This window comes from Myxococcus sp. CA056, assembly GCF_013336715.1.
Classification (GTDB): domain Bacteria; phylum Myxococcota; class Myxococcia; order Myxococcales; family Myxococcaceae; genus Myxococcus; species Myxococcus llanfairpwllgwyngyllgogerychwyrndrobwllllantysiliogogogochensis.
In genome coordinates, this window is the sequence record NZ_JABUMT010000013.1 from 152,483 (window position 1) to 167,408 (window position 14,926).

At 69.2% G+C, this 14,926-nt stretch carries 15 protein-coding genes; 12 read left to right on the forward strand and 3 right to left on the reverse strand.

The annotated features are described in order from the left end of the window. Positions 1–9: 9 nt before the first annotated feature. Both HUA76_RS35440 and HUA76_RS35445 read right to left on the reverse strand, forming a co-directional pair. Positions 10–1,290, reverse strand: coding sequence for a hypothetical protein (locus HUA76_RS35440; RefSeq protein ID WP_174463339.1), 1,281 nt, complete (start codon positions 1,288–1,290; stop codon positions 10–12). Between the two features lie 7 nt (positions 1,291–1,297). Further along, positions 1,298–1,972, reverse strand: coding sequence for a lipid-binding SYLF domain-containing protein (locus HUA76_RS35445; protein WP_174463340.1), 675 nt, complete (start codon positions 1,970–1,972; stop codon positions 1,298–1,300). A 163-nt stretch (positions 1,973–2,135) separates the two neighbouring features. Between HUA76_RS35445 and HUA76_RS35450 the strand changes: the two genes are divergently transcribed. From HUA76_RS35450 to HUA76_RS35470, 5 genes are all read left to right on the forward strand, one after another. After that, on the forward strand, positions 2,136–2,573 hold the full coding sequence (locus tag HUA76_RS35450) for a hypothetical protein (RefSeq protein ID WP_254614683.1): 438 nt from the start codon (positions 2,136–2,138) through the stop codon (positions 2,571–2,573). Between the two features lie 77 nt (positions 2,574–2,650). Next, positions 2,651–3,058 (forward strand): hypothetical protein, encoded by a 408-nt coding sequence (locus HUA76_RS45795; protein ID WP_254614684.1) that lies wholly within the window; start codon positions 2,651–2,653, stop codon positions 3,056–3,058. A 90-nt stretch (positions 3,059–3,148) separates the two neighbouring features. After that, the gene (locus tag HUA76_RS35460) at positions 3,149–3,331 is read left to right on the forward strand and encodes a hypothetical protein (protein WP_141641556.1); all 183 of its coding nucleotides are present in this window, start codon (positions 3,149–3,151) and stop codon (positions 3,329–3,331) included. 507 nt (positions 3,332–3,838) lie between these two features. After that, entirely contained in the window at positions 3,839–4,567 is a 729-nt protein-coding gene (locus HUA76_RS35465; protein WP_254614685.1) for a hypothetical protein, read from the forward strand. Between the two features lie 225 nt (positions 4,568–4,792). Continuing rightward, positions 4,793–6,424, forward strand: coding sequence for a peptide-N4-asparagine amidase (locus HUA76_RS35470; protein ID WP_174463341.1), 1,632 nt, complete (start codon positions 4,793–4,795; stop codon positions 6,422–6,424). Positions 6,425–6,479: 55 nt separating this feature from the next. Here HUA76_RS35470 and HUA76_RS35475 read toward each other — a convergent pair whose 3' ends face one another. Continuing rightward, positions 6,480–7,889 (reverse strand): hypothetical protein, encoded by a 1,410-nt coding sequence (locus HUA76_RS35475; RefSeq protein WP_174463342.1) that lies wholly within the window; start codon positions 7,887–7,889, stop codon positions 6,480–6,482. Between the two features lie 117 nt (positions 7,890–8,006). Between HUA76_RS35475 and hflX the strand changes: the two genes are divergently transcribed. From hflX to HUA76_RS35510, 7 genes are all read left to right on the forward strand, one after another. Further along, positions 8,007–9,497 (forward strand): GTPase HflX, encoded by a 1,491-nt coding sequence (gene hflX / locus HUA76_RS35480; protein WP_174463343.1) that lies wholly within the window; start codon positions 8,007–8,009, stop codon positions 9,495–9,497. A 372-nt stretch (positions 9,498–9,869) separates the two neighbouring features. Beyond that, complete coding sequence (locus HUA76_RS35485; protein ID WP_174458002.1) at positions 9,870–11,069, forward strand: zinc-binding dehydrogenase; 1,200 nt, start codon at positions 9,870–9,872, stop codon at positions 11,067–11,069. Further along, a complete protein-coding gene (locus HUA76_RS46585; RefSeq protein ID WP_174458003.1) occupies positions 11,066–11,857 on the forward strand; it encodes a DapH/DapD/GlmU-related protein in 792 nt (263 codons plus the stop codon). The genes HUA76_RS35485 and HUA76_RS46585 overlap by 4 nt, the downstream gene beginning before the upstream one ends. Then, a complete protein-coding gene (locus HUA76_RS35495) occupies positions 11,854–12,912 on the forward strand; it encodes a 3-oxoacyl-ACP synthase III family protein (protein ID WP_174458004.1) in 1,059 nt (352 codons plus the stop codon). The genes HUA76_RS46585 and HUA76_RS35495 overlap by 4 nt, the downstream gene beginning before the upstream one ends. Positions 12,913–12,929: 17 nt before the next feature. After that, a complete protein-coding gene (locus tag HUA76_RS35500) occupies positions 12,930–13,166 on the forward strand; it encodes an acyl carrier protein (RefSeq protein WP_141641549.1) in 237 nt (78 codons plus the stop codon). Next, the gene (locus HUA76_RS35505) at positions 13,163–13,918 is read left to right on the forward strand and encodes an SDR family NAD(P)-dependent oxidoreductase (protein WP_174458005.1); all 756 of its coding nucleotides are present in this window, start codon (positions 13,163–13,165) and stop codon (positions 13,916–13,918) included. The genes HUA76_RS35500 and HUA76_RS35505 overlap by 4 nt, the downstream gene beginning before the upstream one ends. Then, positions 13,915–14,925: a 3-oxoacyl-ACP synthase III family protein gene (locus tag HUA76_RS35510; RefSeq protein ID WP_174458006.1), complete on the forward strand. Its 1,011-nt coding sequence runs from the start codon at positions 13,915–13,917 to the stop codon at positions 14,923–14,925. Before HUA76_RS35505 ends, HUA76_RS35510 begins: the two co-directional genes overlap by 4 nt. The last annotated feature ends 1 nt before the right edge of the window (position 14,926 follow it).

The following is a 14,926-nucleotide window of genomic DNA, read 5'->3' on the forward strand; positions in this document are numbered from 1 at the left end:
CGGACGGCTTCAGGTCTTCGCGTGCGTGGGGTTCGCGCCCGCCTTCTTCGTGCTCCTCGCACCGCCTGGGCCCCTCTTCGGGCTCGCGCGCTTCGCGGTGGGGCGGGAGGTCTTCGCCGCCGCGGACCGCCCCGAGGTCTTCCGTCCCCGCGCGGGGGCGTTCTTGCGCGGGACGCGCGCCTGCTCCGCCACCTCGGGCGTACCGCCACTCCTGGCACGGCTGACCCTGTCGCCGACCGACTTCGTCACGCCGCTGAGCGACTTCCTCGCCCGGGCGAGGACCTGACTTTCACCAATCGAGTGGGACAGCGACTTCACCTTGCCGGACGCCGAGGACAAGGCACGTCGCTCGCGGTCCGAGACCGGGAGCAGCGCGGCTCCCGCGATTCCCGCGGCCAGCGTGGTGAGTCCTATCGCGACCGCATGCGCCCCCATCTGGTCCGCGGCCCATGTTCGGGCCTGGCCCGCTCGCGCCTGAATCTCCCTTCCGCTCGGCACCCGCTCGCGCAGGTGCTCCATGGTCTGCCGGCCTCGCTCACCAACCTTCTGGACGGCCGCCCGAGCGCGCTCGCTGACCTTGCGCGAATCGGCGCCCGAAATCCGACGTCCCAAGGCAGAGGGGCCATCCAGCCCCTTCCGCCCCGACTTGCTCGCCTGCGCCTTGGCCATCATGTTCTCCCTGGTTCCGTTCGCCCTCGGAGCCGACGTTCGCGCCCTTGAAAAAGCTAGGGATGGCAGGCCCTCACGCAACACACCTCCCCGGGTGAGGACCGCTGGCACGAAGAAGAGTCGCTGCATCCCGAGCCCCACGCCCGCCCACAAACCACCGCGCGTGGCCAGCGCGACGGCCGTACTGCCTTTCGGGCCGCGGGCCCACGCCACGCCCGCCTTGACCAGGGTCACCGCGCCGCCGAGCGCCAGGCCAGTCCTCCCTTTCTTCAGCCGCTCGAAGGCTTCACGGTCCTCGAAGAGGATGACCTCGGAAGAAGTCTGTCCCCCCAGTTGCACGCCAAGCGTCAACTGGACCAGCGCCGAGTACCCCACCAGTCGCCCCCGCACGAAGACCTCGCCCAGTCCCCAGACACCGCCGAGGACCACGCTGCCCTGTCCCAGGGAGGGGAAGACGACGCAGGCATGGGCGCGGGCTCTCGCCCGGGCGAACTCGGGCGAGCGCGCTTCCAATCCGCGCAGCGTCGCCAGGACGTCCCGGTGAAGCCGCCCATGAACAGCCAACTCCTTGCGCGCGAGCGCCAGCACCCGCCGCGCGAGATTGACGAGCGTCTCTCGCATGCGTGCCTCAGCTCTGCGGAGAGGACCGGGCACTGGCACGCGTCTTCAAGAGCCGGGTCACCAGCATCGCCGCGGTCGACAGTCCCGTCGCCAGGGCCGCGGGGTGGCGCGGCGTCCGAGGCAGCCAGCCACTCCTCTCTCCGTTGGAGCGCTCGTCCGGGGAGCCTTCACCCGCCTTCTGGCCCTCATCGCCGTTCACACGGGCCGGCGCATTGGAGGGGGGAATGAACGTGAACTTCTGTCCGCCCAGCGAGGCCTCGAGCAGCATCCCCCCGCGTGAGTAGGCGTGGGCGGTGCATTTCGCGTAGTTGGTGGTCCCCGACGCCGCGGCCTTGAGGATGACCGCCGAGGCATTGGCGGCGAAGGCCACCTTGCCACCCTTGAAGGCTTCGATGGCGTCCCGGTCCTCGAAGAAGATGACCTCGCTCAGCGTCTGTCCTCCGACCTGCACACCGATGGTCATCTGGGAGAGGGTCGCGAAGCCGATGGGCTTGCCCTTCTCGAACACCTCTCCATGGCCGTAGGAGCCTCCCAGCACCAGCGACGCCCGCCCCAGCGAGGGGAAGACGGCGTACCCTCGCACCCGCTGGAACTCCTCCTCCAGCTCCGGATTCTTTTGCTTGAGCCGGTCCAGCGTCGCCACGACCTCTTCGTGCAGCGTCTTCTCCTGCTCCGCCTTCATATCGACCTCCAGGAGAAGAAAGGTGGCGATGACCGCATCCGCGCGGAACCGGCTGCTCGGACGAGCAGACACACCTTGCGCAGTCCGACTGCCCGGCCGAAGCGCGCGGTGCCTAACTTCAAGACATCCCCGCCGCCTGCGGGGAACAGAAGGAGGGCACGTCATGGGCTCGGCGAAGGCGAAGGGCGAGCGGCGGACGCGCGGCGATACGCAACGCCAGACACCCGGGAAGAGGCTGAAACGGCAGCCCTTGGAGCATGCGGCGGGATTCGCTCGCGACCGGGTCATCGAGCGGCTGGACGTTCAGCGCGGAGACCTCGCCCAGGCGTTGGAGGACGCGGCCCGAGGTCTGGAGCAAGCCACCCGGCGGACCCCCAGTCCCCTGTCTCAGCACATGCTCGAGACAGGCGAACGCGTGCTGCGTGGCGCCTCATCACGACTGGACCAGCACTCGGTCGGAGAGCTCATGGAGCACGCGGGGCGTCAGGTGAGACAGCGCCCCGGCTGGTTGATTTCGGGCTTGTTGGGAGTGGGGCTCATCGCCGGACGCGTGTTCCGCGCCAGCGGTGTGACGGATACCGAGGGGAGGGCCGAAACATGAAGAAGGCCGCGAGTAAGAAGCAGGCACCCGCACGGGCGGACGACGGGCCTCCCCGGCGTGGGGCCCGGGAGAGCACCTTGGCAACCCTGCGGTCCGTTCAGCGAAAGGGACAGGCCGTCACGGGAACGCTCAAGGAGCGGATGCCGACCCGGGACGAGGCCCGTGCCCGTGTGGCCCAGGCCCGCTCCTGGACCGAGCGCACGGTGCGAGCCCATCCCGTGGGCCTCGGGTTGGGCGCCCTGGCCGTGGGCTTCCTCTCGGCCTCCCTCCTCCCCTCCTCCCACGCGGAGCGGCGGGCCTATACACGCGCGGCGGACAAGCTCCGAGGGCTCGCAGACGAGTTGGAGAGCTCCGGGCAGTTCGAGGACGCGGTTTCAAGCCTTCGGCGGATGGCCATCACGTCGGCGGCCGAGCGACTGACTGAAAAAGAACCCGACACCTCTCCCAAGCGCACGGCAAAGCGCGGCGAGCGAAAAGGCGGCTGACCGCGGGCAGCCTCGAAGCAGGCCAGCGCCTCAGGGGCGGCGCGGCTTGCTCGAACGCTTCCGACGAGGCCGGACGGGAGGCGACTCTCCATGAAGGCGTGGAGGGTCGGGCAGTCGCACCCCCACTCGCATTCCGGCTTCGAAAGGACCGTGGTGCTCGCCCGGCGCGAGGTGCGCGGGGAGCCCGACCCGGTGCGAGTCGTGGACGCGCCGCGCGTCGGGCGGCGCCCAGGTGCGCACTCGCACCCCCTGAAGGGCGTGGACTTCGAGTGAGCGTCCCTTCGCCTTCGCGCTGATGACCGCGTCGAGGTCGGAGTTCTCCGGGGCTTGCGTGGACGCCGAGTCGCCCCGCGTGCGCCGGGTCATGACTCGGTGCGAAGGGCCCTTCGAGGGTGTGGCCGTGCGCCCCGAGGGACGGCGACGTCGGGTGGGCTTGCCTCGACGTTCTGGCATGGGTTCTCTCCCGCTCCACACGTGGAGGCGTGACATTTCGCGGTGAGTCTCAAAGATAGGAAGGCCCCGCGGAGAGGCAGGGCCCGAGGCCCTCCTGTTCGAGAGGCCATGCCTGCGTCCGCCCGCGTCCCACGAGGCACCCAGACCCACCGGTCAGGGCGGACGACCCCGAGGATGACAGGTCGCGAGACGTCCCCAGGTTTGGGCCACGAGGGGGAGTCGACCGTGGCGAAATGGAATCCGTGGAAACGGGACGCGGAGAGGTCCGGCGCGAAGAAAGCCCGACGGGACGCGCCTTCGGGGAAGATCGGACGCCCGACGGGTGAGGTGACGCGCGAAGACACCCGCCACGTGCTCGCCGTGGCGGGCGCCGACGAAGGGCCTATCGAGACCATTCCTGACGTGCTGCTCGACGTGCCGACGGTGAAGGTGGACGAGATATCACTCGACGTGGAGAGACTGCACGCGCGGGTGGCCCTGCACGCGGAGCTCGCCAATCTGGTGAAGCTGGACGTAGGCGCGGAGGTGGACATCGACCGGGTGGCCTTGACCATCAAGGGCGTGGAGGCGCAGGCCCTGCTGAAGGTCCGGCTCCAGCGCGTCTATGAGATCCTGAATCGCGCCCTGCAGACGGTGGACAACAACCCGGAGCTGCTCGCAAGCCTTCTGCGCCCGGTAGGCCACGCAATCTCGGAGGTGGGAGAGGCCACCCACGAAACGCTTCGGCCCGGAGGCGCCATCTCCGAGGCGGTTCACGACGTCGGAGATGTCGCCAAGGGGGCCACTGGACCCGGAGGCGCGCTGACACGCGTCTTGGGAGACGTGGGTGGCACCGTGAAGGGCACGCTCGCTCCCGGCGGTGCTGTGGACGAAACGTTGAAGGGGACCCTGGGCCAGGACGGGGTGGTGGCGGGCGCCGGTCGCACGCTCGACCGGGCGCTGCAAGACGGCAAGCAGCGCCCCTCGAAGCGCAAGACACCCCGACACAAGCGCGGCCCTTCGAGCGGAGCGAAGAAGAAGCGTGTGGCCAACAAGGCGCGTCAACCGAAGCGCTGAGAAGCGCGACGCGCGCGTGGAAGTTGAGGACCCGAGCCGCGCGGCCATGGCCCTGATGACAGCGGCCCTGCTCGGAAAGCCCCTCGCCGGACGCGGGGGCCCGGGTGCCCTCGGCGCTCCGCGAGTGTCCGACACCGGGGCGGGTTCGCACCGGAAGCTCGCGCATTGCCCACGGCACCGGCGAGGCCTAGTCTCCACGGACTAACCGCCTACCAAGGAAAAGCCGTGCGTCCTTTCCCCGGAGCATTCGCCGCGGCAGTCCTCGCCCTCGGCGCGGCGCTGCCCGCGCTGGCCGTCGAGCCGCCCCCTGAGTTCGGTACGGATTGGGATGACCCTCGCACGGCCGTCCCCACGGTGGAGCGGCCGGCGACGGCGTCGTGCACCGTCCGAATCGTCGACGAGAAGTTCGACGACTTCACGCCCTTCACCGGCACCTTCACGCCGCCCGCGGATTGCCCGGGGCCGTGGCACAAGGTGGTGCTGCGCATGGAAGGCAAGGTCCAGGGCGTCCAGTACGACCGGCTGGGCCACCTGGAGGTGGGCGGCGTCACCCTCTTCAAGACGTCCACGCCCGAGCCGTCTCGCGAGGGAATCGCGTGGTCGGTGGAGAAGGATGTCACCGCCTACGCGCCGCTGCTGCGCCAGTCCCAGCCCGTGTGGATGCTGATTGGCAACGTGGTCAACGACACGTACACGGGCGTACTGGACGTGCAGGTGTACCTGACGTTCTACCCGGCGCAGGGACGGCGGTTGCCCCCGGCCAGCACCGCCAGCGACGTGCTTCCGCTCGTCAACCCGCGCCGAGAGGGAAGCGCGCTGGTGGGCGAGGTGACGGTGCCCCAGAACACCGCGCGGCTCATCGCGGAGGTCTACGCGACGGGCTCGGGCGGTGGCTGCGAGGAGTTCTGGTACATCACCGCGCCCACCGTCGTGCCGTACTCGTGCCCCGCCGACGCGGGCCCGTACCGCGAGGTGCGGATTGAAGTGGATGGAAAGGTGGCGGGCATCGCCATGCCCTTCCCGCATGTGTACACGGGCGGCTGGTCCAACCCGTTCCTCTGGTACGTGCTGCCGGCGCCGCGCGCCTTCAACATCCGCCCCATCGCGTATGACCTCACCCCCTTCGTGGGCCTGCTGACGGACGGCCAGCCGCACCAACTCCGGGTGAGCGTGCTGGGGGTCCCCGAGGGACGCCCCGGGTGGGACTTGCCCACCAACGTCCTCGTCTGGCGGGATTCGCACGCCGCGCGCGTCACGGGCGGACTGCTCCAGCACTCGCTGGGGGCGCTGACGAATGACTCGACGTACGCGCTGGTGGACGGCTGGCACCAGGTGGACACGCAAGGCGGCCAGCACCTGCGCGTGTCTGGTTACGTGAAGACCTCGCGCGGCTGGGAGCTGACGACGGTCGAGCAGAAGGTGTCCAACGCGAGCATGCACCGCTGGCTGGGCGACATGGAGAACCCGGACGAGCTCACCGCCACGTGGAATGACACCAACACCGTCACCGTCGTGGGTCGCGACCTCTTTCCGACGGTGAGCCGCTCCGACAAGCGCTTCGTGCTCGACGGGCTCATCAGCGTGACGCCCGAGAACCGGCTCACCACGACCATCACCATGAACGACGCGGAGGACGCGTTCGACCTCCGAGGTCTCCAGACGCTGGCGCACCGCGAGAGCAGTGACGTCTTCACCGGAGAGGCCGCGTACACGCTGGGCGTCCCCCGGGCGCAGCGCAACGCGGTGGGGACCTCCACGCATCGCTACCGGGTGAGCGGGTTCCCCGGCGACTGCTACGACCGGAGCATCTCCAGCCGCAACGGCTTCATCACCGAGGACGTCCAGCGCTGCGATTGAGCCGTCCTCCAGCAGTGTCGCTCGGGACGGGACGCCCCTGGAGCCTGGGGGCGTCTCACCCTGGCTCGTGCGGTGTTTGAATCCGCGTCCGCTGGACCCAGGCGCGGGCCTTCTCGAGTTCGGCGTCGAACCAGCTGTCCGCGTTGGCCGCCATCACCTCTTCATGGGTGAAGCCGATCTCCGCGGTGGCGGGAGGCGGTTGCTGGCGTCCCCACCGCGCGGCGATGGCGCGGGCCCATGGAGACTGGCTCCGTGCGAGCGCGAGTTGGAGGTACTTGGAATCTCCCGCGTCCGACGCGGCGCGCTCCTGGAGGGCCGCGCTCAACTCCCGCTGAGTCCACGGTGTGTCCAGGACACAGAGGACGGTGGCGATTCGCATCCGGCAATAGGGCACGGAGGAGCGCAGCGCGCGCCGCACCAGCTCCAGGGCGTTTTCAGGCGCATGCTCCAGGGCCAGGAGCGCGAAGTCTCCGTCGAAGGGATTGCCTCCGTAGCCCTTCACCTTGTCCACCCGAGCGAAGGCGAGCACCGCCGCGAGCACTCTCTCCCGCTCGAACTGACGGCGAAGCAGGTAGCTGGCGGCGGCATGGAGTGAATAGGGGTGATGCTCTTCCGGAGACAAGCGCTGGAGCAGCGCGAACACCGCGGGGCCTCCCGCGACGCCCGGCAGCGTGTCCAACCGCTCAATCGCATCTCCCATGGCCGAGGAGATGGGGCCGGAGAGGACTCGCGCGCAAGCCTGGACGAACGCGTCGGGAGGCAAGAGTTCCTGAAGCGCGGCCAGGGCATCACCCGCAGAGGTGGGGGCGGTCGTCCGCGCCAGGAGCCACTGCTTGCGTGCCTCCCGTGCCTCCCGCGCCCTCGCCGCGAACGTGCTGTCGTCCAGCGCCTCGAAGTCTCCGAGCAGGACGAAGCTCTGCTCGCGTGCCTGCCGCGAGCCGAGGTCCAGGGTTTCGGCTGCCTCGGCCAGGGCCTCCAGCTCCGGCGGGAGCCGGAAGACATGCTCACTGGTCGGGTGCCGCAGGAGCCCCTGGTTCTGGAGCTCCCGGATGGCGCTCACCACCAGGTCTCGGCCCGGAAGCAGGGCCATGAGACGGACCTCGGGAACCCCTGGCGCGGAGAGGGAGTGGAGGCGGGTCGCGAAGAAGTAGGGGTCGATGGTGGTCCCCTCGTCTCCGTGGAAATCGACGTCCAGGATTTCGCCGGCGCTGGAGAGGCAACAGCCGCGTCCATGGAAGTCGTACGTCCAGCCCTCGAGACCCGGGACATCCCCGTCCTCTTCGCCTTCGTCCCACTTCGGGGTGAGTCGCTCGTCGATGATACGGACGAGCCAGCGCTGACGGACGAGCTGGCGCATGAGGCAGACGAGGAGCCACGCGGAGGCTGGGCGAAAGGCAGGCGACTCGTCATCGCTCGCGGGCGCACGGCTCAGCAGGTCGCCAACCGTCTGGATGAGGTCTCTCATGGCATTTGTCGGACGGAGGTCGCCAGTCGCCTGCTCCCCCAGGCGACAGTCGCCTGGAACCGGGGAGGCAGGCCAGCTTTACCCCACCTGGGGCCTCACCGTGTTACGAGCATGCCCATGTCGAAGACCCCGCCAGTTGTTCGCCCCCGTGCCGTCCTCGTGGGCGTCCAGTTTCCCAGCGTGACGGACACGGAGCACGCCGCGGACCTCGCGGAGCTCAAGAGGCTGGTGCACACCCTGGGCTACGACGCCGTGGCGACGGTGTCCCAGCGCCGAGGAGCGCTGGCCACGGGAACGGTGCTCGGCAAGGGAAAGCTCAAGGACCTGGCCGCGCTCACCGGAGGGCCGGGAGTCATCACCTCGGGCGCCCGGGACCGGACCTCCAAGGCCCGAGCGAAGTGGGAGGCCGCCGAGGAGGACTCCGAGGCCGAGGAGACCTCCGAGGAAGGCACCGAGGCGACCGACTCCGAGTCGGAGGACACTGAGACTGAGGGCACCGAGTCGGAGGACTCCGAGACGGACGACTCCGAGGCCGAGGACGTCGACGAGGATGACGACGCCTCCGAGCCCGAGGAAGACGTCAGTGGGCCACGTCCCACGGTGGTGGTCGTCGACCACGAGCTGTCGCCGAGCCAGTTGCGCAATCTGGAGAAGGCCACCGGCGCCCAGGTGATGGACCGCACGGGCGTGATTGTCGACATCTTCCACCGGCACGCGCGCAGCCACGAGGCGCGCATGCAGGTCGAGATTGCCCGGCTCACCTACCTCGCGCCCCGGTTGCGGGAGTCCTCTGGAGGCCGGGAGCGGCAGCAGGGGCGTGGCGCGGGAGACTCCGCCGTGGAGCTCGACCGGCGGAAGATCCGGGACCGCCTCGCGGAGCTGCGCGCGGGGCTCGCCGTCATCCAGAAGGAGCAGGACCATCGCAGGTATGCCCGCAGGGAGCAGCTCCGGGTGGCGCTCGTCGGCTACACCAACGCGGGCAAGTCCTCCCTGATGCGCGCCCTCACCGGGAGCGAGGTCCTGGTCGCCGACCAGCTCTTCGCCACGCTGGACACCACGGTGCGCGCGCTGCATCCAGAGACCCGTCCTCGCGTGCTCGTCTCCGACACGGTGGGCTTCATCCAGAAGCTGCCGCACGACCTCGTGGCGTCCTTCCGCTCCACGCTGGATGAGGCGCTGGAAGCGTCGCTGCTGCTCTACGTGGTGGATGCGTCGGACCCGACCTGGAAGTTGCAGTTGGAAGTCACCCGGTCCGTGCTGCGAGAGATTGGCGCGCACACCGTGCCGAGCAAGCTCCTGCTGAACAAGACCGACCGGCTGGACCAGGCGGCGCAGGATGCACTGCGCGCGGAGCATCCGGAGGCCGTGCTGCTCTCGGCCCATCGGCCGGACGACGTGGCGAAGCTCCGCCAGGTCATCATCCAGTTCTTCGAGGCGTCGATGGTGGAAGCCCACCTGGTGATTCCATACGCCAGTCAGGGACGCATCGGCGAGGTGTACGAGCACACCACGGTGCTCAACGAGGAGTACGACGAGCACGGCCGGAAGCTCCGCGTGCGCGGCCTCCCCGCGGCGATCGCCAGACTCACGCAAGCATTCCAGGCGTGACGCTGGCGATGACCTGTCGCCGGTGACAGTCAGCGGCGACTGTCACTGGCAACGGTCCCAAGCGCCTGGTGCAGGCCACGCTCGCCCCCAGCTCCTTCGCGGTCGATGAGCACCGCGCACAACCCGCTGAGCAGGCCGGCGTCACGACCCGTCGGATCCCCGGCCTCCCGTCGCTCCGTGAGCACGTCATCGGGGTGGCATCCGACGCCCCACCTGCGTTTTCGCCCCGCGGCGACATTCCCCACGACAACGGGGACTCGCGGCAGGAGGAGGCGCACCCCGGGCATTCTTGAGACATGAATCAGGATTCAACATCATCCCTCCACTTCGACGCGCTCGGCGACTCTCCCCCGGCGCATCACTGGAGCGGTCATGCAAGAGGCGCAGGCCTGGGTCCTTCATCGCGGAGAGAAGCAGCGGGACGGCAAGAGCGTCCCGGGTGAGCTGGTCCAGGAGTCCTTCATCATCCCGGACCTCGGTCCCGAGCACGTGCTCGCCGAGCCCCTCTATGGCTGCTGGGAGGGAAACATGGGGCACGCCCTCCAGCGCGTGCCCGTGGACATCTGTCGGCTGCGTCGGGAAGACAAGGTCGTCATCGGCAACGCGGGCGTCGTGCGCGTCCTCGAGACGGGCAGCGCCGTCACGCGAGTCCGCCCGGGAGACCTCTGCCTCGTGTTCTGCAACGCGGAGCAGGACGAGCACGGCTACCCGGTCAAGGTGCTCGCCTACGACGCCAGCCACACCATGGGCCTGCTGGCCCGGAAGACGCGGCTCCCCGAGCGCGTGCTCGTCCCCATTCCTCGCGACACCCGTCACTCGCTGAAGCAGTGGGCCGCGTTCTCCCTGCGCTACATCACCGCCTGGTCCAACTGGCGACTCGCCTATGGCTGCTGGCGCCTGCAGGTCAGCGAGTCGGACTGCCCCGCGCCCTTCGTCGTCGGCTGGGGCGGCGGCGTCTCCTATGCGCAGCTCCGACTGGCCCGGTACGCCGGGTGCCGGGTGGCCATGGTCGCCTCCCAGGACGAGCGCCTGCGACACCTCGCCTCCGTGGACATCATCCCCATCGACCGGCGCGAGTTCCCCGACCTGATGCTGGACCCGGCCCTCTTCGCTTCGGACTCCGGCTACCGCCAGCGCTACACCCAGTCGGAGAAGCGCTTCCTCGCGAAGGTGAAGGAGGCAGGACGTGGCCAGGATGTCTCCATCTTCCTCGACCACATCGGCGCGCCCCTCTTCCAGGCCACGCTGAAGGCGCTCGGCCGCCAGGGCGTGATTGCCACCGCGGGCTGGAAGCTCGGCGCGGAGCTCATCGACCTCTCGCGCTCCACCGAGTGCACCAAGAGGCACCAGCACATCCACACCCACTACGCGCGCTACTCGGAGGCCGTGGCGGCGGTGGGCTTCGCGGAGGAGATGGGCTGGCTGCCCCCCGTGGACGGCGAGCGCGTCTACACCTGGGAGGAGATTCCCCAGCTCGCGCGTGACGTCGAGGAGGCCCGCGTCGCTTCCTACTTCCCCCTCTTCCAGGTCAACCCCGAAGCGCCGAGCCCCGTCCACCAGGAGGCCGCGTGACCCAGGACGCGACGGACGCGCTCGCCACCGCGAGGCAGCGGTTCAAGCACCAGTCCCGTGCCTTCGGCCTCACGCGAGTGCTCCTCGTGGACCTCGTCACGATGGCGTTCGCCCTGCCGCCGGGCCTCGTGGCGTGGTGGTCATGTCTGCTCTTCCTGCGCTGGCGCTGGGACAGGCCCGGGTTCGCCGCGTGGGCGCTGCTGGCGCCCGGAGTCCTCGCGGGAGTCTTCCTGGCGACGTGCTGGCTCATGCGCCTGTGCATCCCTCGCATGCGGCCGGGCACCTACGCGATGGAGCTGTCCCGGGACTACCTCGCCTGGTACTCGGTCCTTTGTCTGGGTCACGCGGTGCGCATCTGCGGACTCCAGCCGTTCTTCTTCACGTTCTACGTCACCAAGTATCTGTACTGGCGGGCCATGGGGGCCCGCATCGCGTACGGGGTGAACTCGTCCCTCTTCGCCATCCTCGCGGACTACCCGCTGCTCACCATCGGCAAGGGCTGCACGATGGGCGCGAATGTCTTCGTCCTCGGCCACGTGTTCCTCGGCGACAAGGTGCAGTTGGGCGAGGTGAACATCGGCGACAACGTGTTCCTCGGAGCCGGCGCCATGGTGGGGCCCCGGACGACCATCGGCGCGAGGAGCTGGATTGGCATCAACAACAAGCTCTTGAAGGACACGCTGCCGGAGGACTCTCGTCTCGAGAACTTCGAGTGGGAGCACTTCAACCCGGCCCGTGCGCAGGTGACGCCGGCTCCCCAGGCTCCCGTCGAAGCGAGCGCGCCATGAAGGTGCTGGAGCCACGCCTGGGCATCCAGGTACTGGGCCATGGCCGTTCGTGGCCTGGAACGCGGACCGTGTCCAACGCGGAGCTGCTCGCCCGGGACACCGAGCAACACGGCCGCTCCGCCCAGACGCTGGAGGCGCTCGGCCGGAAGCTGCGAGCGCGACTGGGCTTCGGCCAGCGCTACCTCGCGAGACTGCCCGGAGCGCTCCCGGGAGAACCGCCCCTCGCCCCAGGAGACGAGGAGACCAGCGAGTCCCTCGCGCTGACGGCGACCCGGCGCGCACTGGGTGGCCACGGCGGCGCCGACATCGAAGCGCTGATTCATGGCACCACCACGACGAGCCGCTACACGGGCTCGCAGGCCGCGGCCATCCTGGGACGGCTCGACAGTCACGCCGCGGCCTATGAGCTCAAGGCGGGGTGCTCCACGTCCCTGGCCAGCCTGCACCTCGCGATGTCCTTGCTGGGCAGCGGCTACGACAACGTGATGGTGAGCTGCGCGGAGACGCTCTCCAAGGTGATGAACCCGGCCCTCAAGGAGACCTGGTTCATCCTCGCGGATGGGGGCGCGGCCCTGTGGCTTCGCCGTGAGCCGACCTCGCCCGACTTCGAGGTTCGCCAGTGCCTCTACGCCACCGACGGAACGCTGGTGGACCTGTACACGACGCCGGGGAGACTGCCTCCCGACAGGAACGTCCTGGAGCAGGGAGGCTATGCGATGGCGGGAGATGGCACCCGGCTTCGCGAGGAGGCGCTGCGACGCTACCTGGAGATGCTCCGCGCGATGTTCCCTGGCGGCCAGGGCCTGGCGCGAGTCCGCTGGGTGGTGGCCCACCAAATCAACCGCAAGCTCATCGAGCAGGTCTGCGCGGAGGGAGGACTTGAGGCCCGCCTCGTCTGGAGCGCGGACCGCGTCGGCAACATCGGCGGCGCCTCCGTCCTCTTCTCGCTGTCGGAGGCGCTGGAGCAGGGACTGTTCGCGCCGGGGGACTCGGTGCTGCTGATGAGCGTGGGCGGAGGACTGTCCTTCGCCATGCAGCACTGGGTGAAGCAGTGAACCGGGGGAGCCCAGACATGGACCTGCTCGAACGCATCAAGAAGGCCCTGCGCATCGCCGGCATGGAGGAGCTTCCCTCGGACACCTCCGAGCCCCTGGCCGCGTACGGAATGGACAGCTTGCTGATGGTGCTCGGCGTCGCGGCGCTGGAGAAGGAACTGTCGCTGCGCATCTCCGGGCGGGACTTCTCCGAGCAGGCGTTCCACAGCCTCGACTCCCTGACCGCGTGGCTGCGAAAGCTGGGCGCCACATGAGGGTCCTCATCACGGGAGGCGGCTCCGACATCGGACGCTCCATTGCTCGCCGACGGCTCGCCCTGGGTGACGAGGTGTTCGTGACGGCGTCCTCGGAAGCCTCGCTGGAGAAGCTGCGGGCGCGGTATCGAGACGACGGACTGAAGGCCCAGGGGCTGGTGCTGGACCTCGCGGCGCCCGGACGCAGCGACGCGGCCCTGGAGGGACTGCTCGCCCAAGGCCTCCAGGGACTGGTGCTGAATGCCTGGACGCGGCGCCCTCCCCTGCACCGCTTCCATGAACTTCCCCAGGCGGCGCTCGAAGAGGATGTCACCGCGAACCTGATGGGCAACGTCTGGCTGCTGCGCCGCCTGCTGCCGTCCATGGTCGAAGCCCGCTGGGGCCGCATCGTCTTCATCTCCAGCATCTCCACCGTCAGCGGCACGGGGCGCTATGGCGCATACATCCTGTGCAAGTCCGCGCTGGAAGGACTGATGCGCAACCTCGCGGTGGACTACGGCGCGTTCAACGTCCTGAGCAACACCGTGCGGCTGGGGCTCTTCAAGACGACGCGGACGAAGAAGTACTGGTCCAGGCCCCTCTACGTGGAGCGGATGGGCGGCGTCATCCCGCAGGGGGGGCTGGGTGAGCCCGAGCACTTCGGCGAAGCGCTCGACTCCCTGTTGTCCGCGCACCAGTACATCAACGGCGCGGTGTTGGACGTCACCGGGGGCCTCCCCATGTTCCGATTGGAAGGAGTGTTGAAGCCATGAGCTTCTTGAAGCCCACCGCACCGGTGTACCTGCTCGGGCCCCGCTCGTGGCTGCCCGCGAAGGTGATGACCAATCAGGACGTGCTCGACTGGATGGGGACTCGGGCGCGCCCCAGTTGGATTACCCACAGGACCGGCGTCGAGAAGCGGCACTGGGTGGAGCCGGAGCAGGCGTGCAGCGACATCGCGGCGGCGGCGGCCCTGCGGCTGCTGGAGGACTGCGCCATCGACCGCCGGCGAATCTCCCAGCTCTTGCTGGCCACCGTGTCGGGTGACTTCCCCACCCCGCCGACCTCGCCACTGGTCCTCCCCAAGCTGGGACTGGATGGCATTGGCGTGCTGGACCTGGTGGCCGCCTGCGCGGGCTTCACCAGCGCCGTCCATGTGGGAGCAGGACTCGCGCTGGCCACGGGGAGCGACCATCTGGTCATCGCCGCGGATATCCGCTCCAAGTTCCTCAACCGCGAGGACCTGGCGACCACGGCCCTGTTCGGTGACGGGGCCGCCAGTTGTCTGGTAACTCCGCGCCCCGAGCAGGCCGACTATCAGCTCGTGGCGAGCGAGCTGGGTGCGGACGCCTCCATGGCGGACATCATCGCCATCCGTGCCGGAGGCTCCCGCCTGCCCCACCACCTGAACGATGACCCGACCAAGGTCTTCCTGAAGATGGAGCACGGGGCCACGCTGTTCATGAAGGGTGTGGACAACATGTCGGCGGGCGCGGCGTCGCTGCTGCGGCGGCTGGGCATGAGCGTGGCCGACGTGGACTGGTTCGTCCCCCATCAGGCCAACCTGCACCTCATCCGGGCCATCACCGACAAGCTGGGGGCGGACCCCGCGAAGGTGGTGGAGACGGTCCAGTTCACAGGCAACACGTCGGGAGCCAGCGTGGGCATCGCGCTCGCGCACCTCCAGGAGAAGCTCCCACTGCGCGCGGGGCAGAGCGTCCTGCTCATCTCCGCGGGTGCGGGAGGCGCGTCCGCCTGCGCGCTGCTCAAGCGCCTCTAGC